This window comes from Pseudomonas sp. 3MA1 (genome assembly GCF_029237275.1).
Lineage (GTDB): Bacteria > Pseudomonadota > Gammaproteobacteria > Pseudomonadales > Pseudomonadaceae > Aquipseudomonas > Aquipseudomonas fluorescens_AP.
Genome location: NZ_JAACFX010000002.1, coordinates 79,532 through 102,335, shown reverse-complemented (window position 1 = coordinate 102,335; position 22,804 = coordinate 79,532). Strand labels below are relative to the sequence as shown.

Genomic DNA, 22,804 nt, shown 5'->3' with positions numbered 1-22,804 from the left:
GCTCAGGCCCCGGCTTGGCGCTCGAGCTTCTTGATGAACACGGTCATTTCCTTTTCCGCCTGCTTGTCGCCGTGGCCCCGGGCCGCTTCCAGCCCCTGCTCCCAGGCCTGGCGCGCCCCTTGAAGGTCGCCCTGCCCCTGACAGGCTTTGCCCAGCAGCTTCCAGGCCGCTGAATACTTGGGATCGAAGCCCACGCAGCGTTGCAGGTGCTCGGCGGCCTTGGCGAACTCGCCCTGATCCAGGTAACCCTTGCCCAGGCCGAAGCGCAGCAGGGCGTTATCCACACCCTTGGCGAGCATTTTTTCCAGGGATTCCAGCATCACCATTACCTCATCTCTAGCAGCCGGCTTGCCGGCGAATGCGTGCTCAAGGGCCCTTCGCCGGCAAGCCGGCTCCTACGGGTCAGAAGAAGCTCAGGCCGACGTGGAACAGTTTCTCCACGTCGCGAATGTGCTTTTTATCCACAAGGAACAGGATCACGTGGTCGCCGGCTTCGATCACCGTATCGTCGTGGGCGATCAGCACTTCTTCGTCACGAATGATCGCGCCGATGGTGGTGCCCGGCGGCAAGCCGATGTTCTCGATGGCGCGGCCGATCACCTTGCTCGACTTGGCGTCGCCGTGGGCGATGGCCTCGATGGCTTCCGCCGCGCCACGGCGCAGGGAGTGCACGCTGACGATGTCGCCGCGGCGCACGTGAGCCAGCAGAGTGCCGATAGTGGCCAGTTGCGGGCTGATGGCGATGTCGATGTCGCCGCCCTGGATCAGGTCGACATAGGCCGGGTTGTTGATGATGGTCATGACCTTCTTCGCCCCCAGGCGCTTGGCCAGCAGCGAGGACATGATGTTGGCTTCGTCGTCGTTGGTCAGGGCCAGGAAGATGTCGGCGTCGGCGATGTTCTCTTCCAGTAGCAGGTCGCGGTCCGAAGCGCTGCCCTGCAGCACCACGGTGCTGTCCAGGGTGTCGGACAGGTAGCGGCAGCGGGCCGGGTTCATCTCGATGATCTTCACCTGATAGCGGCTTTCGATGGCCTCGGCCAGGCGCTCGCCGATCTGCCCGCCACCGGCGATGACGATGCGCTTGTAGGACTCTTCCAGGCGGCGCATCTCGCTCATCACCGCGCGGATATGGGCCTTGGCGGCGATGAAGAACACCTCGTCGTCAGCCTCGATCACCGTGTCGCCCTTGGGCATGATCGGCCGGTCGCGCCGGAAGATTGCCGCCACCCGGGTATCGACGTTGGGCATGTGCTCGCGCAGCTGGCGCAGTTGCTGGCCCACCAGCGGGCCGCCGTAGTAGGCCTTGACGGCCACCAGTTGCGCCTTGCCTTCGGCGAAGTCGATCACTTGCAGGGCACCAGGGTGCTCGATCAGGCGCTTGATGTAATTGGTTACCACCTGTTCGGGGCTGATCAGTACGTCGACCGGGATCGCGTCGTTGTCGAACAGCCCGGCGCGGGTCAGGTAGGCGGCTTCGCGCACCCGGGCGATCTTGGTCGGGGTGTTGAACAGGGTGTGGGCGACCTGGCAGGCGATCATGTTGGTTTCGTCGCTGTTGGTCACCGCCACCAGCATGTCGGCGTCGTCGGCTCCGGCCTGGCGCAGCACTGTGGGAAAGGAGCCGCGGCCTTGCACGGTGCGGATGTCCAGGCGATCACCGAGGCCGCGCAGGCGTTCGCCGTCGGTGTCGACCACGGTGATGTCGTTGGCTTCGCTGGCCAGGTGTTCCGCCAGTGTGCCGCCCACTTGCCCGGCGCCGAGGATGATGATTTTCATCCAGTCACTCCCTTAAAACCGTTTAGCCGCGTGCGGCGGCGATCTTGATCAACTTGGCGTAGTAGAAGCCGTCGTGGCCGCCCTCTTGCGCCAGCAACTGGCGTCCGTGGGGCTGCTTGAGGCCGGCCGCAGGCTGCCCCAGTTGGCCACCGATGTCCAATTCACGGGCGCCCGGGGTTCGGCCGAGGAACGCCTCGATGACTTCGGTGTTCTCGGTCGGCAGGGTCGAGCAGGTGGCGTAGAGCAGGATGCCGCCCACTTCCAGGGTCTGCCACAGGGCGTCCAGCAGTTCGCCTTGCAGCTGCGCCAGGGCGGCGATGTCTTCCGGCTGGCGGGTCAGCTTGATGTCCGGGTGGCGACGGATCACACCGGTTGCCGAGCACGGCGCGTCCAGCAGGATCCGCTGGAACGGCTGGCCGTCCCACCAGGCCTGGGTGTCGCGGCCGTCGGCGGCAATCAGCTGGGCATCGAGCTTCAGGCGGTCGAGGTTTTCCCGCACCCGCACCAGGCGCTTGGCTTCCAGGTCCACCGCCACCACGCCGGCCAGCTCCGGCTGCACTTCGAGGATGTGGCAGGTCTTGCCCCCCGGCGCGCAGCAGGCGTCCAGCACCCGCTGCCCTGGCGCCAGCTCCAGCAGCTCGGCGGCCAGTTGCGCGGCTTCGTCCTGCACGCTGATCCAGCCTTCGGCAAAGCCCGGCAGGCTGCGAACGTCGCCGGCTGCGTCGAGGACGATGCCGTCCTGGCTGTAGACGCAGGCCTTGGCCGCCACTCCCGCTGCGCTCAGCAGCTTCAGGTAGGCGTCTCGCGCATGATGTCGGCGATTGACCCGCAGGATCATCGGCGGGTGGGCGTTGTTGGCGGCGCAGATGGCTTCCCAGTGCTCGGGCCAGAAGGCCTTGAGGGACTTTTGCAGCCAGCGCGGGTGGGCGGTGCGCACCACCGGGTCGTGTTCCAGCTCGGCCAGCAGGGCCTCGCTTTCACGCTGGGCGCGGCGCAGCACGGCGTTGAGCAGGGCCTTGGCCCAGGGCTTTTTCAGTTTGTCGGCGCAACCCACGGTTTCGCCGATGGCGGCGTGGGCCGGCACCCGGGTGTAGAGCAGTTGATACAGGCCCACCAGCAGCAGCGCCTCGACATCGGCATCGGCGGCCTTGAACGGCTTCTGCAGCAGCTTGGCCGCCAGCGCCGACAGCCGCGGCTGCCAGCGCGCGGTGCCGAAGGCCAGGTCCTGGGTGAAGCCGCGATCACGGACCTCGACCTTGTCCAGCTGGATCGGCAGCGAGCTGTTGAGCGAGGCCTTGCCGTTGAGGACCGCGGTCAGGGCCTTGGCGGCGGCCAGGCGCGGGTTCATTGGGCGTCCGCCGCTTGGCCGAGGACGGTGCCGAGGGCGAATTTCTCGCGGCGGCTGTTGAACAGGTCGCTGAAATTCAGCGCCTTGCCGCCGGGCAGTTGCAGGCGGGTCAGGCACAGCGCCTGCTCAGCGCAGGCGACGATCAGCCCGTCCTTGCTGGCGCCGAGGATCTCGCCCGGGGCGCCACGGCCTTCGGCCAGGGTGGCGGCCAGGACTTTCAGGGCTTCGCCATTGAGCGTGCTGTGGCAGATCGGCCAGGGGTTGAAGGCCCGGACCAGGCGCTCCAGCTCCACGGCCGGGCGGTTCCAGTCGATGCGCGCCTCGTCCTTGTTCAGCTTGTGGGCGTAGGTGGCCAGGCTGTCGTCCTGGACTTCGCCTTGCAGGGTGCCGGCGGCCAGGCCTTCGATGGCTTGCAGCACTGCCGGCGGGCCCAGCTCGGCCAGGCGGTCGTGCAGGCTGCCGCCGGTGTCCTGGGCGCTGATCGGGGTGCTGACCTTGAGCAGCATCGGCCCGGTGTCCAGGCCGGCTTCCATGCGCATCACGGTCACCCCGCTTTGCGCGTCACCGGCTTCTACGGCGCGCTGGATCGGCGCCGCACCGCGCCAGCGCGGCAGCAGCGAGGCGTGGCTGTTGATGCAGCCCAGGCGCGGGATATCCAGCACCACCTGGGGCAGGATCAGGCCGTAGGCCACCACCACCATCAGGTCCGGCTTGAGCGCCGCCAGTTCGGCCTGGGCTTCGGCGTTGCGCAGGGTAGGCGGTTGCAGCACCGGGATCTGGTGTTCCACGGCCAGTTGCTTGACCGGGCTGGGCATCAGCTTCTGCCCACGACCGGCCGGGCGGTCCGGCTGGGTGTAGACCGCGACGATCTGGTAAGGGCTGTCGAGCAGGGCCTTGAGGTGTTCGGCGGCGAATTCGGGGGTGCCGGCAAAGACGATGCGCAATGGCTCAGTCATGGGAATTCTCGATGTTAAACATGCGGAAAAGAAAAAGGCTTGCCGTAGCAAGCCTTTGCAAGACGGTCATCAAGCCTGCTGGCGATGCTGCTTTTCCAGCTTCTTCTTGATCCGGTCACGCTTGAGCGTGGACAGGTAATCGACGAACAACTTGCCGTTGAGGTGGTCGCATTCGTGCTGGATGCACACCGCCAGCAAGCCCTCGGCGATCAGTTCATAGGGCTGGCCGTCGCGGTCCAGGGCCTTGATCTTGACCCGCTGCGGACGATCGACGTTTTCATAGAAACCCGGCACCGACAGGCAGCCTTCCTGATACTGGTCCATCTCGTCGGTCAGGGCTTCGAATTCGGGGTTGATGAACACCCGTGGCTCGCTGCGGTCTTCGGACAGGTCCATGACCACGATGCGTTTGTGCACGTTGACCTGGGTCGCCGCCAGACCGATGCCTGGGGCCTCATACATTGTTTCAAACATGTCGTCGACCAACTGACGCACTTCGTCGTCCACTACGGCCACGGGTTTGGCGATAGTGCGCAGGCGCGGATCAGGGAATTCGAGGATGTTTAAAATGGCCATAAGCGTAATTGCTACACGTGTGAAGTAAGGGCGGAGTCGGCGCCCTGACAGGTCCTGGACCTGGGCCGCCGATGCAAAACGTGCTCTGCAAGGGAGCGAGCCGCGCAGGCTCTGGCGTTTTACGCGAGCGCACATAATAAAGGGATTCAGCCCCTGAGGAAATGTCTGTTCGCCCTGCTGCCATTGGGCTGGACCGCCATCGGTCGGACCTGCAAGCGGCTGCGCCAGGCCTGATTGGCGTGCTTGCGGTTGGCTGCACGGGGGGTTGGGCAGAGCAAGACCGACTCCGGCAGGGCATCTTCCTGGCGCGGCAGGAAACCTTTCCTCAACAAGTTACCAACAGACTTATCCACAGCTTGTTCCGGCTCCGACCGGACCGATGACGATCAAGGATGATCCATGTCGCACTCGATCAGTGGCGCCATTTCCCCTGCGGAACTGGAAGCCCGTTTACGTTTGCATGGCCTGCCCGGTCTGGGGCCCAGGCGTTTTCAGCGCCTGCTCCAGGCCTTCGGTTCAGCGGCCAAAGCCCTCAGCGCACCGGCCGCTGCCTGGCATGCCCTGGGCCTGCCGGCCGCCTGTAGCGATGCCCGGCGCAGCGTCGAAGTGCGCGAGGGCGCCCGGCGTGCCCTGGCCTGGATAGACAACCAGGCCCAGCATTTGCTGATGTGGGACCAGCCCGGCTACCCGGCCTTGCTGGCCCAGTTGGAGGATGCGCCGCCGCTGTTGTTCGTCGCTGGCGACCCTTCGATCCTGGAACGGCCGCAGCTGGCGATGGTGGGCAGCCGCCGTGCTTCGCGCCCGGGACTGGACACTGCGGCGGCGTTTTCCCGCAGCCTGGCCGCGGCCGGATTCGTGATCACCAGCGGCCTGGCCCTGGGCATCGATGGCGCCGCGCATCAGGCGGCGCTGGACGTTGGCGGGCACACGGTGGGGGTGCTGGGCACCGGCCTGGAAAATTGTTATCCACAGCGTCACCGAGCCTTGGCCCAGGCGATGATCGACCAGGGCAGCGCGGTGGTTTCCGAGTTCGCCCTGGACACCGGTCCGCGTGCGGAGCACTTCCCCCGGCGCAACCGGATCATCAGCGGCCTGTCCCTCGGCGTGCTGGTGGTGGAAGCCAGCGTGGCCAGCGGTTCCCTGATCACCGCCCGCCTGGCGGCGGAACAGGGCCGCGAGGTGTACGCCATACCCGGTTCCATCCACCACCCCGGTGCCCGGGGCTGTCACCAGCTGATCCGTGACGGCGCGGTGCTGGTGGAAAGCGTGCAGCACATTCTCGAAACCCTCAGGGGCTGGCAGCACGTGGCGCCGCCGGCCGCCTTGCCCGCCACAACCGCCGGGCATCCGCTGCTGGCCTTGCTCCTGGCCGCGCCCCACACCAGCGAGGCCCTGGCGCTGGAAAGCGGCTGGCCCCTGCCCCGGGTGCTAGCGGCTTTGAGCGAGTTGGAGATCGACGGCCTGGCGGTCAATGAAAACGGCCGTTGGCTGGCTCGTTCGGGCTCGATGTGAGGGCTGTTGCGACCTGTCGCCAAACGGCAACAGGCCCTAGGTTTTATAGGCAGGATCGGTAAACTGCGCACAGCTTTTATCTGGAGGTTCGGCAATGGTCAGCAGTTGGCGTGTGCAACAAGCCGCACGAGAGATTCGCGCAGGGGCGGTGATTGCCTACCCAACCGAAGCGGTCTGGGGCTTGGGGTGCGATCCGTGGAACGAAGAGGCAGTGGATCGCCTGTTGGCGATCAAGTCACGCTCGGTGGACAAGGGCCTGATTCTGATCGCCGACAACATCCACCAGTTCGACTTTCTCTTCGAGGATTTCCCCGACACCTGGATCGAGCGCATGTCCAGCACCTGGCCGGGTCCCAACACCTGGCTGGTGCCCCATCAGAACCTGCTGCCGGAGTGGGTCACCGGGGTGCATGACACGGTGGCGTTGCGGGTCAGCGACCATCCGCTGGTGCGTGAGCTGTGCGCGTTGGTGGGACCGCTGATTTCCACCTCGGCCAATCCCCAGGGGCGGCCGGCGGCGCGCACGCGGCTGCGCATCGAACAGTACTTCCGCGGGCAGCTGGATCTGGTGCTTACCGGCAGCCTGGGCGGGCGCAAGAACCCGAGCCTGATCCGCGATCTGGCCACCGGCAGGGTGGTGCGGCCTTCCTGAACCGCTTCGCCGGCCAGCCGGCTCCTACAGATCATCGTAGGAGCCGGCTGGCCGGCGAAAGCGCTTAAGGCAACAGCACGGTCGAGCCGGTAGTACGCCGCGCCGACAGCTCGATATGCGCCTTGGCGGCATCCGCCAGGGCGAAGCGCTGGCCAATCTCGATTTTCAGCTTGCCGCTGGCGATCATGCCGAACAGATCGTCGGCCATGCGCTGCAGGTTCTCGGCATTGTTGGCGTAGCTGGCCAGGGTCGGCCGGGTGACATACAGCGAGCCCTTGGCCGCCAGAATGCCCAGGTTCACCCCGTCCACCGCGCCCGAGGCATTGCCGAAGCTGACCATCAGCCCACGGGGGGCCAGGCAGTCCAGGGACGTCAGCCAGGTGTCCTTGCCCACGCCGTCGTACACCACCGGGCACTTCTTGCCATCGGTCAGTTCCAGCACCCGCTGGGCCACATCTTCATGGCTGTAGTCGATGGTTTCCCAGGCCCCCAGGGCCTTGGCGATGGCGGCTTTTTCCGGCGAGCTGACGGTGCCGATCAGTTTCACCCCGAGGGCCTTGGCCCACTGGCAGGCCAGGGAGCCGACGCCACCGGCGGCCGCGTGAAACAGTACGGTTTCGCCACCCTTGAGTTCATAGGTCTGACGCAGCAGGTACTGCACGGTCAGGCCCTTGAGCATCACCCCGGCCGCCTGTTCGAAGCTGATGGCATCCGGCAGGTGCACCAGGTTGGCTTCCGGCAACACGTGCACATCGCTGTAGGCGCCCAGTGGGCCGCTGCCGTAGGCCACCCGATCGCCGACCTTGAAGCGGGTCACCGCGCTGCCCACGGCTTCCACCACCCCGGCCCCTTCGGCGCCCAGGCCCGACGGCAGCGCCGGTGGTGCGTACAGGCCGCTGCGGAAATAGGTATCGATGAAGTTCAGGCCGATGGCCTGGTTGCTGACGCGAACCTGCTGCGGACCCGGATCGGCGGGCTGGAAATCCACATACTCGAGTACTTCGGGGCCGCCATGGGCCCGGAACTGGATACGTTTGGCCATCTGCACTCACTCCTTGGTCGTCGCCTGAAAGGGGTCTATCGGACTCCTCTGCTTGACCTTCGTCAACTGCGACCGAACACGGTGCGGTGTTATGCTACGCGCCCATTTGCGCCGGCCCTGGTTTCATCCCTGGCGCCGCCTAGCTTTGCCCGATTCAAGGTGATGCCATGACTACCCGCACCGAGGCCGTAAAAGCCTACCTGCTCGACCTGCAAGACCGTATTTGCACTGCCCTGGAAACCGAAGACGGCGGCGCGCGCTTCATCGAGGATGCCTGGACCCGGCCTGCCGGCGGCGGCGGACGCACCCGGGTGATCGGTGGCGGTGCAGTGATCGAAAAGGGCGGGGTCAACTTCTCCCATGTGTTCGGCAGCGGCCTGCCACCTTCGGCCAGCGCCCATCGTCCGGAACTGGCCGGTCGCGGGTTCGAGGCCCTGGGCGTGTCCCTGGTGATCCACCCGCACAACCCCCATGTGCCGACGTCCCACGCCAACGTGCGCTTCTTCATTGCCGAGAAGGAAGGTGAAGAACCGGTCTGGTGGTTCGGCGGTGGCTTCGACCTGACCCCCTACTACGGCAATGAAGAAGACTGCGTGCACTGGCACCGGGTCGCCGAACGCGCCTGCGCGCCTTTCGGCCCGGACGTCTATCCGCGCTACAAGGCCTGGTGCGACAGCTACTTCCACCTCAAGCACCGCAACGAACCCCGGGGCATCGGCGGCCTGTTCTTCGACGACTTGAACGAGTGGGACTTCGACACCTGCTTCGCCTTCATGCGTGCCATCGGCGATGCCTATATCGAGGCCTACCTGCCCATCGTCCAGCGCCGCAAGGCTGCGGCCTACACCGCCCAGCAGCGCGAATTCCAGGAGTTCCGCCGGGGCCGCTACGTGGAGTTCAACCTGGTCTACGACCGTGGCACCCTGTTCGGCCTGCAATCGGGCGGGCGTACCGAATCGATCCTCATGTCGCTGCCGCCGCAAGTGCGCTGGGGCTATGACTGGAAGGCCGAGCCGGGCACCGAAGAAGCACGCCTGACCGAGTACTTCCTGCAGGACCGCGACTGGCTGGCGGCCAGCCACTAACCCACCCCCACCGTGTAGGAGCCGGCTTGCCGGCGAAACGGCCTTCAAGGCGGACGCGGCTCCTACCCCTGTGTGTTGAGCAAATGGGATGAGAGATGGATCAGTACGTTGTCTTTGGTAATCCGATTGGCCACAGCAAATCACCCTTGATCCACCGGCTGTTCGCCCAGCAGACCGGCCAACAGCTGGAATACCACACCCTGCTGGCGCCCCTGGACGATTTCGCCGGGGCTGCCCGCCACTTCTTCACCCAGGGCCGCGGTGCCAACGTCACCGTACCGTTCAAGGAAGACGCCTATCGCCTGTGCGACAGCCTGACCGAGCGCGCCCAGCGGGCCGGCGCGGTGAACACCCTGAGCAAGCAGGCCGACAGCACTCTGCTGGGAGACAACACCGACGGCGCCGGACTGGTACGCGACCTGACGGTCAACGCCGGGGTCAGCCTCAAGGGCAAGCGCATTCTCCTTTTGGGCGCCGGGGGCGCCGTGCGCGGGGCCCTGGAGCCGTTGCTGGCGCAGCAACCGGCCTCGGTGGTGATCGCCAACCGAACCGTGGAAAAGGCCGAGCGGCTGGCGGAACTCTTTGCCGACCTGGGCCCGGTGTCGGCCAGCGGTTTCGACTGGCTGCAGGAGTCGGTGGACCTGATCATCAACGCCACCTCCGCCAGCCTGTCGGGTGAACTGCCGCCGATTGCCGGCAGCCTGATCGAGCCGGGCAAAACGGTGTGCTACGACATGATGTACGGCAAGGAGCCGACGCCGTTCTGCCGCTGGGCCAGTGAACATGGCGCGGCGCTGGTGCTGGATGGCCTGGGCATGCTGGCCGAGCAGGCGGCGGAAGCCTTCTTCCTGTGGCGCGGCGTGCGCCCGGACAGCGCCCCGGTGCTGGCCGAACTGCGCCGCCAGTTGGCCCTGTAAACCCCTGAAGATCATGTGTGGCGAGGGAGCTTGCTCCCGCTCGGGCGCGCAGCGGTCGTAAACCGGCTATCGCGCAGCAACAGGCCGAACCGGGAAACCGGCCTTGGGCTTGCTGCGCAAGCCAGCGCGAGCAAGCTCGCTCGCCACAGCAGGTGTCTCCCTCAACGCTTGGGATCAGTCTTCGAAGTGGATCGGGCAGTGCGCCGCGCCTTCGAGCTTGATCAACTCCTCTTTCACCGTCTGCCGCGCCCGGCGCAGGGTCAGGCTGCGGCCCTGGCGTTTCAGCCGGCGCGCCTCCTGATGCAGCATCGCCACCCCCGAATAGTCGATGAAGTTGATCTGCCGGGCGTCGATCACCAGCCTGGGCGCGTGGCAGCGTTGCATGCGCACTTGCAGGTAATGACTGGCGCCAAAGAAGATCGAGCCGCCGACCCGCAGGATGTCTGCATCGCCCTCGCTGGAGTGCTGCACCCGTGGCTGGGAGGTGCGCTTGAGGTAGAAGAACAGCGACGCCAGGACCCCGGCATAGATCGCCGTCTGCAGCTCCAGGAGCAAGGTGGCGACGCAGGTCAGGCTCATCACCACAAATTCGGCGCGGCTGACCCGGAACAGGTCACGGATGCCCCGGTGGTCCACCAGCCCCCAGCAGATCAGCAGGATGCTGCCGGCCATGGCCGGAATCGGGATGTGGGCGATCAACCCGGCGCCGGCCACCGCGAACAGCGCCACCCACAGCGCCGAGAACACCCCGGCCAGGGGCGAGCGGGCGCCGGCTTCGTAGCTCAGGCCCGAGCGAGTGAAGGAGCCGGAGGACAGGTAGCCGGAGAAAAACGCCCCGACCATGTTCGACAGGCCCTGGGCGCGGACTTCCTGGTTGGCGTCGAGCAGTTGTTCCGAACGTACCGACAGCGAGCGGGCAATCGACAGGCTGGTCACCAGCCCCAGCATGCCCACCGCCACGGCACTGGGCAGCAGCCGCAGGACCAGATCCAGGTCCAGTGGCAACGGGCTCAAGGGCGGTAGCCGGCCCACGAAGGCGCTGACCAATTTGACGTGCCCGAACACCCCCGGCAGCAGCCAGACCACCAGTGCACTGAGGACCAGGCTGAGCAACAGGCTGGGCCAGCGTGGCGCCAGCAGCTTCAGGCCGAGGCCGACGATCAGAGTGCCCAGCCCCAGCAACAGCGAGGGCTTGTCCACAGCGTCCAGATGTTCCAGCAGCAAGCTCAGGCTATTGAGGGCGGTGGCCTGGTTCGGCAGCTCCAGGCCCAGCAGGTTGGGCAATTGCCCCAGGGCAATCACCACCGCGGCGCCGAGGGTGAAGCCCAGCACCACCGAATGCGAGACGAAGTTCACCAGGGCGCCGAAGCGCAGCAGCCCCAACAACCACTGGAAGACCCCGGCCAGCAGGGTCAGCAGCAGGATCAGGGTGATGTAGTCCTCGGATGCCGGCACCGCCAGAGGGCTGACGCTGGCATACAGAACAATGGAGATCGCTGCCGTGGGCCCGCAGATCAGGTGCCAGGACGAGCCCCAGAGGCAGGCGATCAGCACCGGGACTATGGCCGCGTACAGCCCGTACTCCGGTGGCAAGCCGGCGATCAGCGCATAGGCGATGGATTGCGGCAGAGCGAGAATCGCGCCACTGAGGCCCACCAGTAGATCCCGGCCCACGCTGGCCCGGGTCTGCCGTGGCAGCCAGCCGAGGAAAGGCAGGAGTGAATGGCGGTTGGGCCAGGCCATGGTTCCTCACGGGTGGTTGGATTCAGGGGGGCCAGGGTAAAGCATTGTCCCGTCTTGGGCATGTGGCGAGGCCGGCCCCTCATCCCGTAGGAGCCGGCTTGCCGGCGAATGGACGGCGCACCTCGGGCTACAACTTGCCCTTCACCGCCGCCAGGGCCTCTTGGTCATCAATGGTCCGGACCCCTTCCAGCCACTGCTCCAGCACCGCCGGGTTGGCCTTGATCCAGGCCTTGGCGGCGTCGGCGTTGCTGACCTTGTTGTTCACCACCTCGGCCATGATGGCGTTCTCCATGTCCTGGGTGAACCGCAGATTGGTAAGGAGCTTGCCGACGTTCGGGCAGGCCTGTGCATAACCTTTGCGGGTCAGGGTGTAGACGCTGCCGCTGGCGCCGAAGTACTGCTCGCCCCCGGTCAGGTAACGCATGTTCAACTGCACGTTCATCGGGTGCGGGGTCCAGCCGAGGAAGGTGATGAAGCGCTGCTTTTTCGTGGCCCGGGACACTTCGGCGAGCATCGCCTGTTCGCTGGATTCGATCAGCTTCCACTGGCCGAGGTTGAACTGGTTGTGCTTGATGATTTCCTGCAGCGACAGGTTGGCCGGGGCGCCGGAACCGATGCCGTAGAGCTTCTTGTCGAACTTGTCGGCGAACTTGCTCAGGTCGGCAAAGTCATGCACCCCGGCGTTCCACACGTAGTCCGGAACCGCCAGGGTGAACTCGGTGCCTTCCAGGTTTTTCGCCAACTGGATCACCTCGCCATTGGCCACGAACTTGTCATGGAAACCCTGCTGCGCCGGCATCCAGTTGCCCAGGAACACATCCACCTGACCGTCCTTGAGCCCGCCGTAGATGATCGGCACCGCCAGGGTGTCGATCTTGGCCTTGTAGCCCATGCCGTCCAGTAGAAAGCTGGCGATGGCGTTGGTGGCGGCGATGTCGCTCCAGCCCGGATCGGCCATCTTCACGGTTGCGCACGAGTCGGCCCAGACGGTTGTGCTGCCCAGAGCCAGGAACCCGACCGCCAGCGCTGTGGATAACTTTTGCATGCTCTTCCCCTTGGATTATTGGTATTGGCAGGGTTGTGGATAACGCGCCTTGCGCTCCAGATCGTCGAGGTCGATGTGGTTGCGCATGTATTGCGCACTGGCGTCGACCAGCGGCTGGTGATCCCAGCTCTTGCGCGTGCCCCGGTTCAGGGCGTCGGCCACCAGGCGGCGGCGGCGCTGGCTGGCCAGGACCTGTTGGTGAATGGCCGGGATGTCCCACTTGGCCCGGGCCTCGGCGAGGAAGGCGTCGAACAGCGCGCGATGCTCGGGCGACTGGCTGAGGTCGCGGTGTTCCTGAGGGTCGTTGGCGACATCGAAGAGCAGGCACGGGTCGTCTTCGCTGTAGATGAATTTGTAGGCGCCCCGGCGAATCATCATCAGCGGGCTGATGGTGCCTTCGGCCATGTATTCGCCAAAGACTTCATCGTGGCCGCCCTGCCCCAGCAAATGGGGGACCAGGGAGCGGCCGTCCAGGGGCAGGTTCGCTTCCACCCGGCCGCCGGCCAGTTCCACCAGGGTCGGCAGCAAGTCGGCGGTGGAGACTGCCGCGCCGACTCGCCCGGCGGCGAACTGCCCCGGTGCGCAGATCAACAGCGGCACCCGGGCGGCCATTTCGAACCAGTGCATTTTGTACCAGAGGCCGCGCTCGCCGAGCATGTCGCCGTGGTCGCCGGAAAACACGATCAGGGTGTCGTCTGCCAGCCCGGTGTCTTCCAGGGTCTGCAGCAGCTTGCCGACGTTGCTGTCGATATAGCTGCAGGCGCCGAAGTAGGCCCGCCGCGCGTCGCGGATCTTATCCACAGGCAGCGGTTTGTCCCACAGGTCGTAGACCTTGAGCAGGCGCTGGGAATGCGGATCCAGTTCGCTCTGCGGTGGGGTCTGGGGCAGTGGGATTTCCTCGTCGCGGTACAGGTCCCAGAAGGCCTTCGGAATGGTGTAGGGATCGTGGGGGTGGGTCATGGACACGGTGAGGCAGAACGGCTGGTCGCCGGCTTCGCGCACATGGTCGAACAGGTACTGCTGGGCCTTGAACACCACCTCTTCATCGAAATCCAGCTGGTTGGTGCGCACGCAGGGCCCGGCCTGCAGCACCGAGGACATGTTGTGGTACCAGCTGGGACGCACCTCGGGCTCATCCCAGTTCACCGCCCAGCCGTAGTCGGCGGGGTAGATGTCGGTGGTCAGGCGCTCTTCATAACCGTGCAACTGATCCGGGCCGCAGAAGTGCATCTTGCCCGACAGCGCGGTGCGGTAGCCCAGGCGCCGCAGGTAGTGGGCGTAGGTGGGCACGTCGGCGGGAAAGTCCGCGGCGTTGTCATAGGCGCCGATCCTGCTCGGCAACTGCCCGCTGACCAGGGTAAAGCGCGACGGCGCGCACAGCGGGCTGTTGCAGTAGGCGGCATCGAATACCACGCCCTGGGCAGCCAGACGGCTCAGGTGCGGCAGCTTGATCGGTGATGAACCGTAGAACGGCAGCAAGGGCGCGGCCATCTGGTCGGCCATGATGAAAAGAATGTTCTTGCGCTTCATGGATTCGCGGCATTCCATAGTCGATGGTTATGCGAAAGTGCTGCGATCGAGCATGGATTCCATGTCTTTGGCGGTAAAGCCCATGCACGGCAATGACTAGGATAAGCACAGCTTATGTATGAAGCCCTTGGCGACCTGTCCCTGGACCTGCTCCGGGTGTTTGAAGCAGCGGCCCGTTTGCGCAGCTTCACCGCCGCCGCGGTGGAACTGGGCACTACCCAGCCGGCCATCAGCCAGCAGATCAAACGGTTGGAGGAGCGGTTGAACGTGCGCCTGTTCGACCGGATCTACCGCGGTATCGAACTGACCGAATCCGGCGCCTTGTTACTGGAACAGGTGCAGGCCGGCCTGCAGAGCATCGATGCCGGCCTCTCTGCCCTGGCCCAGCAGCATCAGCACGAGGTGCTGCAGGTGGCCACGGACTTCGCCTTCGCCGCCTATTGGCTGATGCCGCGCCTGCATCGCTTTCATGAGGCCAACCCCCAGGTGGACGTCAGCCTGGTGACCAGTGAACGCAGCCACAGCATGCTGCGCAGCGATATCGACGTGGCGGTGCTGTTCGGCGATGGGCGTTTCAAGCATGGCGAAAGCCGCTGGCTGTTCAGCGAGGAAGTATTTCCGGTGTGCAGCCCGCTGCTGCTCAAGGAGCGTCTGGCTCCCCTGCCCGCCAATGCCCTGCTGGAGATGCCGCTGCTGCACCTGCGGGGTGAAAACGCCAGCCACTGGTTCGACTGGAGCGGGGTGTTCCGCGAACTGGGCCTGGCTGGCGCCCCGCCCCCCGGGCAATTGCGTTTCGACAACTACACCCTGCTGATCCAGGCGGCCATCGGCGGTCAGGGCGTGGCCATCGGCTGGCGGCATCTGGTGGACGATCTGCTGGCGCAGGGGCTGTTGTGCCGGCCCATCGCCCAGAGTGCGCTGTCCGGCTACGGCTATTACGTGGTGTTGCCGCCACGCAAGCGCCGCGGCCCGTTGATCCAGCGCTTCGTCGACTGGCTGATGGCCGAGCAGGCCGGCAGCGCCCAATCCCTCAAGGGGCTGGCGTTGCCGTCCATTGCCCTGTAGGCGGCGCCTTGAACAGGCTCCACAGGGACAGGGCGCCATTGCCCAGGCACACCAGGGCCACCGACACCACCGCCAGGAAGGCCAGGTATTCCCAGCCGCCCCCCGGGCTGGTGTAGATCCAGCCGTGGGCGCCGTGGACGAAGACAATCGCCCCCAGCAGCATCGGCAGCAGCCCCAGGGCGATCCAGCGCACGCCAACGCCGAACACCAGCAGCAAGCCGCCCACCAGTTCGGCGTACACCGCCGGGTAGGTCATCCACTCGGGCATGCCGGTGGCGCTGAACAGCTTGAGGGTGCCCGGCCAGCCCAGGACCAGGATCTTGAACAGGGCGTGGGCGATGTACATGGCGCCCAGGGCCAGGCGCAGGAACAGGGCGGCCCATTGTTCCGGTGCCGAGAGTGGTGATGGGATTGAGCGGGCAGGCATATGACAAGTCCTTGTGTGGTTGGGAGTGTTGCCGATTGCTGAGTGTTCAGCGGTTAAACGATGGCCACCGAGGCGCCGGCCAGTAGCAGCACGCCGACGTGGAAGTTGCTGCGAAACAGGTCGTTGCAGGGCTCCGGGTGGTCCGGACTGAACAGGCTGAGCTGGTAGGCCAGGGACAAGGCGATCGGCAGCAGCACGATGAAAAAGCCCGGGTTGGCAGCCGCCAGCAGGCCCGCGCCGCACCAGCACAGCAGGGTCATGGCGTAGAACCCGGCGATCCAGGTCTTGCCCCGTCCAGCGAACAGCGTGGCGGTGGAGCGCAGGCCCATTTTCAGGTCGTCCTCACGGTCGCTGTAGGCATAGAGGGTGTCGTAGCCCAACTGCCAGAACAGGCAGCCCAGCCACAGCGCCAGCGCACTGGGTTGCAGGCTGCCGGTGGTTTCCACGCTGGCCATGAGTACGCCCCAGTTGAACACCGCGCCGAGAAACGCCTGGGGCCAGTGGGTGAAGCGCTTGAACAGCGGATAGACCAGGGTCAGGGGCACGCAGCACAGGGCCAGCAGCACTGTCGCTGGTTGCAGCAATAGCAGTAATGCGGCCGCCAGCAGCAAGAGTACGACCAGGCAAGCCAGGGCCTGATTCAGGCTCAGTGAACCGTTGGCCAGGGGGCGCTGGCGGGTTCGGCTGACCTGGGCGTCGAAGCGCCGGTCGAGGATGTCGTTGATGCAGCAGCCGGCGCTGCGCATCAGCAGGGCGCCGAGGGCGAACACCAGCACCGTGCCGACCTGCGGAATACGCCCGGCGCAGAGGATCAGCGCGGCCAGGGCCGGCAGCAGGGTCAGCCAGGTGCCGATGGGCCGGTCCAGGCGCATCAGGCGGGCGTAGGCCTGCCAGGATCGCGGCAGGCGGGTTGCCACCCAGTCATGGGCGCGGATGTCATTGAGGTCGCGGCTTGCGGGCATCTTCGGTCCCTGAATGTGAGCACGGTATTGATTGCAACCAAGCGCTTGCAGGTGTTGAAAAAACACCCGGGCCGGTGGCGGTCGCCGAACGTCGGGCAAGCCGCTGCCGTGATCGCACGGTTTGATTTTCAGTGCGATCTGCTGGCTGGTTGGATGCGCTAAAGTTGCCCGCCCCCGCCCCTTGGGGCAAGGGAACAATCCGCAATAGCCTCCTGCAGGATCTGCAATATGCTCCGTGACCAAGTGCCCCGCGTTCCGCGTATCGACCTCAACCTGCTGCGGGTTTTCGATGCGGTCTATGAGGACCGCAGCATCCTGCTGGCCAGCAAGCGCCTGCACCTGAGCCAGTCGGCGGTCAGCCATGCCCTGACCCGGCTGCGTGAGTCCCTGCAGGACGAGTTGTTCATCCGCACGGCCAAGGGCATGCAGCCGTCGGCCCGGGCCGAGGCGATTGCCGGCCCGCTGCGCGAGGCGCTGCTGACCATTCAACACACGGTCGGCGTGGAGCCTTTCGACCCTGCCAGCGCGACGCGGACCTTCACCCTGGCGGCCAATGACTATCTCAGTTCGGTGCTGCTGGCGCCGTTGCTGCGGCGCCTGGCTCAGGTGGCTCCGGGGGTGGATCTGGTGGTGCGCCCGGCGACCCGCCTGGACCTGGCCGAGCAGATCGATGTTGGGCGTATCGATCTGGCCGTCGGGGTGTTTGCCGAGTTGCCGCAGCGGGTGCACAGCGCCTGTCTCTGGCGGCAGCAGGATGTGTTGCTGATGTGCCCCGAGCATCCCCTGCTCGAGCTGCCCGCACTGACGCTTGAAGCCCTGGCGGACCAGCCGTTGATCACGCTGTCGGTGGGCGGGCAGGAGGAAGGCGCGGTCAACGGCTACATTCTTGAGCGCGGTATTGCCCGGCAGTCGGAGATGTTCGATCGCCAGCGCCTGGAGCAGGCGCTGGCGGCGATTGGTCGGCGTCCCCAGTACAAGGTCACCCTGCCCCATGCCCTGGTGCTGCCGCAGTTGCTGGAGCAGTCGCGCCTGGTGGCGATTGTGCCGCAGCCCTTGGCCCGGGCCTTCGAGCAGCGCTTCGGCCTGTGCCGGCGGGCGCTGCCGCTGGCGGTCGAACCCTCATCGCTGTTGGCGATCTGGCACGGGCGCAACAGTGCCGACCCGGCCCATCTCTGGCTGCGCCAGCAACTGCTGGAGGTGGCGGCGACGCTGGCGCAAGCGCTTTGAGCCGGCCGGCAATCGGTGTTTTCATGGGGCCGGTGTTTTTTCCACGGCAGGTGCTCTGCATCTGTGGCGAGCCTTGAGGGCTTGTTGTTATCGCGAGGCTTTGCATGCAACGGATCAAGGGCTATCACGCCCATGTCTACTTTGACGCCAGCACCCTCGACCGCGCTCGGGCCTTGTGTGAACAGGCGGCGCAGTTGTTCGAGCTGAAAATGGGCCGGGTTCACGAACGGCCGGTTGGGCCGCACCCGGACTGGAGCTGCCAGCTGGCGTTCGCGCCAGAGGTGTTTGCCCAGGTGGTGCCGTGGCTGGCCCTCAATCGTCAGGGGCTGGTGGTGTTCCTGCACCCCGATACCGGGGACGACTTGCTGGATCACACCGAGCATGCGATCTGGATGGGGGCCATGCGGCCGCTGGATCTGACAGGGTTCTGAGGGAGCGCTTGGCTGGGCAGCCGGCTCCTGTGGGGAGTCGGCTGGTTGAAAAGCGATCAGTAGAGCACGCCGTCGAGGATCTCGTAGACGATGCCGGTGCCCACGGCCATCAGGAAGATGTCGCCGCCCATGCGTCGCCATTCATAGCCCGGGTAGACCGGCAGGCGCGACAGGGCGCGTCCATCCAGGCGTTCGCCGTAGTAACCACGGGGCAAGGGTTGGCCGCGCACCAGGCGGATGCCGGGCGGTGGCGGCGCGCCCCGCACGAAGTAGCCGCGATTGTCGTGGATGGTCTGGCGTATCGGGCCGAAATCCCGCGGTGGCCCGCCGCGCCGGTCGTTGTCCGGGCCGCGGTGTTCATTGCCTCGGTTGTCCCAATGGCCCTGCTGTGGACCTGCGCGATCATCCCAGCGGCCATGGTCGCCGCGTTCGTCGGCTATCACGTGGAGCAACGGGCTGGCGCCGAGCATCAGCACCACGGCACCGGCAATCAGACGTTTGGGCATTTTCATCAGGCATTCCTCGCAGCACACACAGCAAAAAGGGTTTCAGAACACAGGCTCTGAAACCCTCGGTCTTGTCAGTTTAGTGTGCATCCAGAGGCGCTAATTCCTCTGTATCAGGAACTTTACCCTCAGCTGACCCGGGCTTGACGCACGCCCTCGGCCAGGGCCGCGCACAGGCTCAGGACACCGTCCACCGCTTGCTCGGAAGACTCGGCACTGGCGATGTGGTCGATCAGCGCCGAGCCCACTACCACGCCGTCTGCCAGACGGGCGATGGCGGCGGCCTGCTCTGGGGTGCGGATGCCGAAGCCGATGCTGATCGGCAGCTCGGTGTGGCGACGCAGACGGGCCACGGCCTCTTCCACGTGCTCTAGGGTGGCGGCGCCGGCACCGGTGACCCCGGCCACCGAGACGTAGTAGACGAAGCCGGAACTGCCGTCGAGGACCTTCGGCAGGCGCGCATCGTCGGTGGTTGGCGTGGTCAGGCGGATGAAATCGATGCCGGCGGCCTGGGCCGGGTCGCACAGCTCGCTGTTATGTTCCGGCGGCATGTCCACCACGATCAGCCCGTCCACCCCGGAGGCCTTGGCGTCGGCGATGAAGCGCGCCACACCGTAGTGGTGGATCGGGTTGTAGTAGCCCATCAGCACCAGCGGGGTTTCGTTGTTGCCTTCGCGGAACTCGCGGACCATCTGCAGGGTTTTCGCCAGGTTCTGCTTGGCGCCCAGGGCGCGGATGTTGGCCAGTTGGATCGCCGGGCCGTCGGCCATCGGATCGGTGAAGGGCATGCCCAGCTCGATCACATCGGCGCCCGCCGCGGGCAGGCCCCTGAGGATTTGCAGGGAAGTGTCGTAGTTCGGGTCACCGGCGGTGATGAAGGTCACCAGGGCCGCGCGGTTCTGTTCCTTGAGCTTGGCAAAGCGGGTGTGCAGGCGGCTCATCAGTGTTTCTCCTGCTGGGACTGTTGCATGTGGTGCATGACGGTTTGCATGTCTTTGTCGCCACGGCCCGAGAGGTTGACCACCATCAGGTGATCCTTGGGCAGGGTCGGCGCGCGCTTGAACACTTCGGCCAGGGCGTGGGCGCTTTCCAGGGCCGGGATGATGCCTTCCAGGCGGCAGCACTGGTGGAACGCGGCCAGGGCTTCGTCGTCGGTCACCGAGGTGTATTCGACGCGGCCGATGTCGTGCAGCCAGGCGTGTTCCGGGCCGATGCCGGGGTAGTCGAGGCCGGCGGAAATCGAGTGGGCGTCGATGATCTGGCCATCGTCGTCCTGCAGCAGGAAGGTGCGGTTGCCGTGCAGCACGCCGGGTACGCCGCCGTTCAGGCTGGCGGCATGCTTGCCGGTCTCGATGCCGTAGCCGGCGGCTTCGACGCCGATGATCTGCACGCTTTTATCGTCGAGGAACGGGTGGAACAGGCCCATGGCGTTGGAACCACCGCCGATGCACGCCACCAGGCTGTCCGGCAGGCGGCCTTCCTGGGCTTGCATCTGCTCGCGGGTTTCCTTGCCGATCACCGCCTGGAAGTCGCGGACCATGGCCGGGTACGGGTGCGGGCCAGCCACGGTGCCGATCAGGTAGAAGGTGCTGTCGACGTTGGTCACCCAGTCGCGCAGGGCTTCGTTCATGGCGTCTTTCAGGGTGCCGGTGCCGGCGACGACCGGGATCACTTCGGCGCCCAGCAGCTTCATGCGGAACACGTTGGCCTGCTGGCGCTCGATGTCGGTGGTGCCCATGTAGATCACGCATTGCAGGCCAAAGCGCGCGGCCACGGTGGCGGTGGCCACGCCGTGCATGCCGGCGCCGGTCTCGGCGATGATGCGTTTCTTGCCCATGCGCCGGGCCAGGAGGATCTGGCCGATGCAGTTGTTGATCTTGTGCGCGCCGGTGTGGTTCAGCTCTTCGCGCTTGAGGTAGATCTTGGCGCCGCCGCAGTGTTCGGTCAGGCGTTCGGCGAAGTACAGCGGGCTGGGGCGGCCGACGTAATCGCGCTGGAAGTAGGCCAGCTCCTTGAGGAACTCGGGATCTTCCTTGGCCTTTTCGTACTCACGAGCCAGGTCGAGGATCAGCGGCATCAGGGTTTCGGCCACGTAACGGCCGCCGAACGCGCCGAACAGGCCGTTGTCGTCTGGACCATTACGCAATTGGGACTGAGTCATTGCAGCGCTCCCGGGCAAAGGTGGGGAAAGACAGATTCGTGGAAGGACAATGGGGCCCACTCTACCCCTGACACCGAAGGCTGAAAACCGATAAGATCGCCGCAACCTGTCAGGAAAACTCACCTATCCCATGAGCCGCGACCTGCCCCCCCTGAATGCCCTGCGGGCCTTCGAAGCCACTGCCCGGCTCAACAGTGTCAGCCAGGCTGCCGAACAACTGCACGTGACCCATGGCGCGGTGAGCCGGCAGTTGAAAGTGCTGGAGGAACACCTGGGCCTGAGCCTGTTCGTCAAGGATGGACGTGGCATTAAACTCACAGATGCCGGGATTCGTCTGCGCGATGCCAGCAGCGAAGCCTTCGAGCGCCTGCGGGACGTTTGCGCCGAGCTGACCCGTGGCAGCGCCGACGCGCCGTTCGTCCTCGGTTGCTCCGGCAGCCTGCTGGCGCGCTGGCTGATTCCGCGCCTGGGGCGCCTGAACGCCGACCTGCCGGACCTGCGCCTGCACCTTTCCGCCGGTGAAGGGGACTTGGACCCCCGCCGCCCGGGGCTGGATGCCCTGCTGGTGTTTGCCGAGCCGCCGTGGCCGGCGGACATGCAGGTCTATGAACTGGCCTGTGAACGCATCGGGCCGGTGCTCAGCCCGCGTTATGCCGGTTACCCGCGCCTGCGCACGGCGCCGGCCACGGCCCTTGGTGCAGAGCCGCTGCTGCATACCACCTCGCGTCCCCAGGCCTGGCCCAGCTGGGCGCGGCACAACGGCATCGCCGCCGATTCGCTGCGGTACGGGCAGGGTTTCGAGCATCTGTATTACTTGCTGGAAGCAGCGGTGGCCGGGCTTGGGGTGGCGATCGCTCCGGAGCCGTTGGTGGCCGAGGACTTGCTGGCGGGCAGGCTGGTTGCCCCGTGGGGGTTTTCCGACACCCCGGGGCAACTGGCGCTGTGGTTACCCAAGCGCGCCGCGGATGGGCGCGCCCGGCAGTTGGCGCAGTGGTTGAAAAACGAACTGCGCCAGCCGGCTTAGTTGCCGCGCTTGCACAGCAGGTAGGCGGCCAGCAGGCCGATGGCGCCGACCGCCACGCCGGCGGTCGCCCACGGGTGTTCCTGGGCGTAGTCGCGGGTGGCGATTCCGGTTTCCCGGGTTTTCACTTTGACTTCTTCATAGGCATCGCTGATCAGGCTGCGGGAATGCTTGAGCGCATTCTCGGCGTTGCTCTTGAGGGCCTTGAGGGTCTTGCGCGATTCGTCGGTTGCATCGTCCTTGAGGCTTTCCAGGGATTTGAGCAGGCTTTCGATCTCGGCTTCCATACTTTCCAGTGAGGCTTTGCGTAACGAGGTGTTGGCCATGTCGGCTCTCCTGCAGGGTAGTGAACGGACTCTGTAGGTTCCGACTGCGGCCTGTTCAGAAAGTGCAGAAAATCTGAACTAGCCGTGAGCAATGGCGCCCCAAGTAATAAGAAAAATCACTGCTAGGCTGTATTTCACAGCTAAAAAGGAGAGCGTCATGACTGATCATCACACCTACAAGAAAGTCGAACTGGTGGGTTCGTCGCCGAACAGCATCGAAGAGGCGATCAACAACGCGCTGGCCGAAGCGCACAAGAGCATCAAGCACCTGGAGTGGTTCGAAGTGACCGAAACCCGGGGCCATATCAAGGACGGCAAGGCCGCGCATTTCCAGGTCACCCTCAAGGTCGGCTTCCGGATTGCCAATAGTTAAAAGCTTGAGCTAGGCTCTGGAACTTGTACGCTGGCCGAGTGCCATAGGAAATGGCAAAGCGCTACAACTGTCTTGAGCCTCTGTCAGGCTGGCATCAACGCCGCCTCTTTTGATCCGACCAGG

Annotated in this window: 24 protein-coding genes; 9 read left to right on the top strand and 15 right to left on the bottom strand. The window is 65.5% G+C overall.

From position 1 onward, the window contains the following. Nucleotides 1-2: 2 nt before the first annotated feature. The 5 genes from GWQ44_RS05575 to def all read right to left on the bottom strand — a co-directional run bounded on the left by GWQ44_RS05575 (nt 3) and on the right by def (nt 4,656). Nucleotides 3-323 (bottom strand): tetratricopeptide repeat protein, encoded by a 321-nt coding sequence (locus GWQ44_RS05575; protein WP_161799198.1) that lies wholly within the window; start codon nt 321-323, stop codon nt 3-5. Nucleotides 324-402: 79 nt separating this feature from the next. Further along, nucleotides 403-1,776, bottom strand: coding sequence for a Trk system potassium transporter TrkA (gene trkA, locus GWQ44_RS05570; protein ID WP_016963398.1), 1,374 nt, complete (start codon nt 1,774-1,776; stop codon nt 403-405). A 22-nt stretch (nt 1,777-1,798) separates the two neighbouring features. Further along, on the bottom strand, nt 1,799-3,124 hold the full coding sequence (gene rsmB / locus GWQ44_RS05565; protein WP_103740851.1) for a 16S rRNA (cytosine(967)-C(5))-methyltransferase RsmB: 1,326 nt from the start codon (nt 3,122-3,124) through the stop codon (nt 1,799-1,801). Further along, the gene (fmt, locus tag GWQ44_RS05560) at nt 3,121-4,080 is read right to left on the bottom strand and encodes a methionyl-tRNA formyltransferase (protein WP_016963400.1); all 960 of its coding nucleotides are present in this window, start codon (nt 4,078-4,080) and stop codon (nt 3,121-3,123) included. The genes rsmB and fmt overlap by 4 nt, the downstream gene beginning before the upstream one ends. 69 nt (nt 4,081-4,149) lie before the next feature. Then, nucleotides 4,150-4,656 (bottom strand): peptide deformylase, encoded by a 507-nt coding sequence (gene def, locus GWQ44_RS05555; RefSeq protein WP_016963401.1) that lies wholly within the window; start codon nt 4,654-4,656, stop codon nt 4,150-4,152. Nucleotides 4,657-5,055: 399 nt separating this feature from the next. Here def and dprA point away from each other — a divergent pair, with 399 nt between their 5' ends. Both dprA and GWQ44_RS05545 read left to right on the top strand, forming a co-directional pair. Continuing rightward, the gene (dprA, locus tag GWQ44_RS05550; protein WP_275926829.1) at nt 5,056-6,168 is read left to right on the top strand and encodes a DNA-processing protein DprA; all 1,113 of its coding nucleotides are present in this window, start codon (nt 5,056-5,058) and stop codon (nt 6,166-6,168) included. A 94-nt stretch (nt 6,169-6,262) separates the two neighbouring features. After that, a complete protein-coding gene (locus GWQ44_RS05545) occupies nt 6,263-6,820 on the top strand; it encodes an L-threonylcarbamoyladenylate synthase (RefSeq protein ID WP_016965149.1) in 558 nt (185 codons plus the stop codon). Nucleotides 6,821-6,884: 64 nt separating this feature from the next. Here GWQ44_RS05545 and GWQ44_RS05540 read toward each other — a convergent pair whose 3' ends face one another. Then, the gene (locus GWQ44_RS05540; protein WP_016965148.1) at nt 6,885-7,862 is read right to left on the bottom strand and encodes an NADPH:quinone reductase; all 978 of its coding nucleotides are present in this window, start codon (nt 7,860-7,862) and stop codon (nt 6,885-6,887) included. A 167-nt stretch (nt 7,863-8,029) separates the two neighbouring features. Between GWQ44_RS05540 and hemF the strand changes: the two genes are divergently transcribed. Both hemF and aroE read left to right on the top strand, forming a co-directional pair. Beyond that, a complete protein-coding gene (hemF, locus tag GWQ44_RS05535; protein ID WP_016965147.1) occupies nt 8,030-8,947 on the top strand; it encodes an oxygen-dependent coproporphyrinogen oxidase in 918 nt (305 codons plus the stop codon). A 95-nt stretch (nt 8,948-9,042) separates the two neighbouring features. Continuing rightward, the gene (aroE, locus tag GWQ44_RS05530) at nt 9,043-9,864 is read left to right on the top strand and encodes a shikimate dehydrogenase (RefSeq protein ID WP_275926828.1); all 822 of its coding nucleotides are present in this window, start codon (nt 9,043-9,045) and stop codon (nt 9,862-9,864) included. A 174-nt stretch (nt 9,865-10,038) separates the two neighbouring features. Here the strand turns inward: aroE and GWQ44_RS05525 are convergent, their stop codons facing one another. The 3 genes from GWQ44_RS05525 to betC all read right to left on the bottom strand — a co-directional run bounded on the left by GWQ44_RS05525 (nt 10,039) and on the right by betC (nt 14,182). Continuing rightward, a complete protein-coding gene (locus GWQ44_RS05525) occupies nt 10,039-11,607 on the bottom strand; it encodes a SulP family inorganic anion transporter (protein WP_275926827.1) in 1,569 nt (522 codons plus the stop codon). Between the two features lie 127 nt (nt 11,608-11,734). Then, nucleotides 11,735-12,652, bottom strand: a complete 918-nt coding sequence (gene choX, locus GWQ44_RS05520) for a choline ABC transporter substrate-binding protein (protein ID WP_275926826.1) — start codon at nt 12,650-12,652, stop codon at nt 11,735-11,737. Between the two features lie 15 nt (nt 12,653-12,667). After that, nucleotides 12,668-14,182: a choline-sulfatase gene (gene betC, locus GWQ44_RS05515; RefSeq protein ID WP_275926825.1), complete on the bottom strand. Its 1,515-nt coding sequence runs from the start codon at nt 14,180-14,182 to the stop codon at nt 12,668-12,670. A 114-nt stretch (nt 14,183-14,296) separates the two neighbouring features. Between betC and GWQ44_RS05510 the strand changes: the two genes are divergently transcribed. Continuing rightward, entirely contained in the window at nt 14,297-15,247 is a 951-nt protein-coding gene (locus tag GWQ44_RS05510) for a LysR family transcriptional regulator (RefSeq protein WP_275926824.1), read from the top strand. Here the strand turns inward: GWQ44_RS05510 and GWQ44_RS05505 are convergent. Both GWQ44_RS05505 and ubiA read right to left on the bottom strand, forming a co-directional pair. After that, nucleotides 15,213-15,674 (bottom strand): DoxX family protein, encoded by a 462-nt coding sequence (locus tag GWQ44_RS05505; protein WP_275926823.1) that lies wholly within the window; start codon nt 15,672-15,674, stop codon nt 15,213-15,215. The two genes, GWQ44_RS05510 and GWQ44_RS05505, sit on opposite strands and share 35 nt — an antisense overlap. Before the next feature lie 53 nt (nt 15,675-15,727). Further along, complete coding sequence (gene ubiA, locus GWQ44_RS05500) at nt 15,728-16,636, bottom strand: 4-hydroxybenzoate octaprenyltransferase (protein WP_275926822.1); 909 nt, start codon at nt 16,634-16,636, stop codon at nt 15,728-15,730. A gap of 228 nt (nt 16,637-16,864) precedes the next feature. Between ubiA and GWQ44_RS05495 the strand changes: the two genes are divergently transcribed. Continuing rightward, complete coding sequence (locus GWQ44_RS05495; protein WP_016965140.1) at nt 16,865-17,863, top strand: LysR family transcriptional regulator; 999 nt, start codon at nt 16,865-16,867, stop codon at nt 17,861-17,863. A gap of 104 nt (nt 17,864-17,967) precedes the next feature. Then, nucleotides 17,968-18,294 carry a DOPA 4,5-dioxygenase family protein gene (locus tag GWQ44_RS05490; RefSeq protein ID WP_016965139.1) on the top strand — a complete coding sequence of 109 codons (327 nt, stop codon included), beginning with the start codon at nt 17,968-17,970 and terminating at the stop codon, nt 18,292-18,294. A gap of 56 nt (nt 18,295-18,350) precedes the next feature. On the opposite strand, the gene GWQ44_RS05485 is transcribed toward GWQ44_RS05490, so the two are convergent. The 3 genes from GWQ44_RS05485 to trpB all read right to left on the bottom strand — a co-directional run bounded on the left by GWQ44_RS05485 (nt 18,351) and on the right by trpB (nt 20,961). Next, nucleotides 18,351-18,806: an anti-virulence regulator CigR family protein gene (locus GWQ44_RS05485; protein ID WP_275926821.1), complete on the bottom strand. Its 456-nt coding sequence runs from the start codon at nt 18,804-18,806 to the stop codon at nt 18,351-18,353. A 122-nt stretch (nt 18,807-18,928) separates the two neighbouring features. After that, nucleotides 18,929-19,741, bottom strand: a complete 813-nt coding sequence (trpA, locus tag GWQ44_RS05480) for a tryptophan synthase subunit alpha (protein WP_275926820.1) — start codon at nt 19,739-19,741, stop codon at nt 18,929-18,931. Beyond that, nucleotides 19,741-20,961: a tryptophan synthase subunit beta gene (trpB, locus tag GWQ44_RS05475; RefSeq protein WP_016965136.1), complete on the bottom strand. Its 1,221-nt coding sequence runs from the start codon at nt 20,959-20,961 to the stop codon at nt 19,741-19,743. Before trpB ends, trpA begins: the two co-directional genes overlap by 1 nt. Nucleotides 20,962-21,091: 130 nt before the next feature. On the opposite strand from trpB, the gene GWQ44_RS05470 reads away from it, so the two are divergent. Further along, nucleotides 21,092-21,985, top strand: a complete 894-nt coding sequence (locus GWQ44_RS05470; RefSeq protein WP_047306748.1) for a LysR family transcriptional regulator — start codon at nt 21,092-21,094, stop codon at nt 21,983-21,985. Here GWQ44_RS05470 and GWQ44_RS05465 read toward each other — a convergent pair. Then, nucleotides 21,982-22,308 (bottom strand): DUF883 family protein, encoded by a 327-nt coding sequence (locus tag GWQ44_RS05465; RefSeq protein ID WP_016965135.1) that lies wholly within the window; start codon nt 22,306-22,308, stop codon nt 21,982-21,984. The genes GWQ44_RS05470 and GWQ44_RS05465 overlap by 4 nt on opposite strands. 157 nt (nt 22,309-22,465) lie before the next feature. On the opposite strand from GWQ44_RS05465, the gene GWQ44_RS05460 reads away from it, so the two are divergent. Next, nucleotides 22,466-22,681, top strand: coding sequence for a dodecin (locus GWQ44_RS05460; RefSeq protein ID WP_016965134.1), 216 nt, complete (start codon nt 22,466-22,468; stop codon nt 22,679-22,681). Nucleotides 22,682-22,804 lie beyond the last annotated feature (123 nt).

Coding starts and splice junctions, on each gene's coding strand:
- trkA (WP_016963398.1), bottom strand. CDS start 1,776: ATGAAAATCATCATCCTCGGCGCCGGGCAAGTGGGCGGCACACTGGCG.
- rsmB (WP_103740851.1), bottom strand. CDS start 3,124: ATGAACCCGCGCCTGGCCGCCGCCAAGGCCCTGACCGCGGTCCTCAAC.
- fmt (WP_016963400.1), bottom strand. CDS start 4,080: ATGACTGAGCCATTGCGCATCGTCTTTGCCGGCACCCCCGAATTCGCC.
- def (WP_016963401.1), bottom strand. CDS start 4,656: ATGGCCATTTTAAACATCCTCGAATTCCCTGATCCGCGCCTGCGCACT.
- dprA (WP_275926829.1), top strand. CDS start 5,056: ATGTCGCACTCGATCAGTGGCGCCATTTCCCCTGCGGAACTGGAAGCC.
- GWQ44_RS05545 (WP_016965149.1), top strand. CDS start 6,263: ATGGTCAGCAGTTGGCGTGTGCAACAAGCCGCACGAGAGATTCGCGCA.
- GWQ44_RS05540 (WP_016965148.1), bottom strand. CDS start 7,862: ATGGCCAAACGTATCCAGTTCCGGGCCCATGGCGGCCCCGAAGTACTC.
- hemF (WP_016965147.1), top strand. CDS start 8,030: ATGACTACCCGCACCGAGGCCGTAAAAGCCTACCTGCTCGACCTGCAA.
- aroE (WP_275926828.1), top strand. CDS start 9,043: ATGGATCAGTACGTTGTCTTTGGTAATCCGATTGGCCACAGCAAATCA.
- GWQ44_RS05525 (WP_275926827.1), bottom strand. CDS start 11,607: ATGGCCTGGCCCAACCGCCATTCACTCCTGCCTTTCCTCGGCTGGCTG.
- choX (WP_275926826.1), bottom strand. CDS start 12,652: ATGCAAAAGTTATCCACAGCGCTGGCGGTCGGGTTCCTGGCTCTGGGC.
- betC (WP_275926825.1), bottom strand. CDS start 14,182: ATGAAGCGCAAGAACATTCTTTTCATCATGGCCGACCAGATGGCCGCG.
- GWQ44_RS05510 (WP_275926824.1), top strand. CDS start 14,297: ATGTATGAAGCCCTTGGCGACCTGTCCCTGGACCTGCTCCGGGTGTTT.
- GWQ44_RS05505 (WP_275926823.1), bottom strand. CDS start 15,674: ATGCCTGCCCGCTCAATCCCATCACCACTCTCGGCACCGGAACAATGG.
- ubiA (WP_275926822.1), bottom strand. CDS start 16,636: ATGCCCGCAAGCCGCGACCTCAATGACATCCGCGCCCATGACTGGGTG.
- GWQ44_RS05495 (WP_016965140.1), top strand. CDS start 16,865: ATGCTCCGTGACCAAGTGCCCCGCGTTCCGCGTATCGACCTCAACCTG.
- GWQ44_RS05490 (WP_016965139.1), top strand. CDS start 17,968: ATGCAACGGATCAAGGGCTATCACGCCCATGTCTACTTTGACGCCAGC.
- GWQ44_RS05485 (WP_275926821.1), bottom strand. CDS start 18,806: ATGAAAATGCCCAAACGTCTGATTGCCGGTGCCGTGGTGCTGATGCTC.
- trpA (WP_275926820.1), bottom strand. CDS start 19,741: ATGAGCCGCCTGCACACCCGCTTTGCCAAGCTCAAGGAACAGAACCGC.
- trpB (WP_016965136.1), bottom strand. CDS start 20,961: ATGACTCAGTCCCAATTGCGTAATGGTCCAGACGACAACGGCCTGTTC.
- GWQ44_RS05470 (WP_047306748.1), top strand. CDS start 21,092: ATGAGCCGCGACCTGCCCCCCCTGAATGCCCTGCGGGCCTTCGAAGCC.
- GWQ44_RS05465 (WP_016965135.1), bottom strand. CDS start 22,308: ATGGCCAACACCTCGTTACGCAAAGCCTCACTGGAAAGTATGGAAGCC.
- GWQ44_RS05460 (WP_016965134.1), top strand. CDS start 22,466: ATGACTGATCATCACACCTACAAGAAAGTCGAACTGGTGGGTTCGTCG.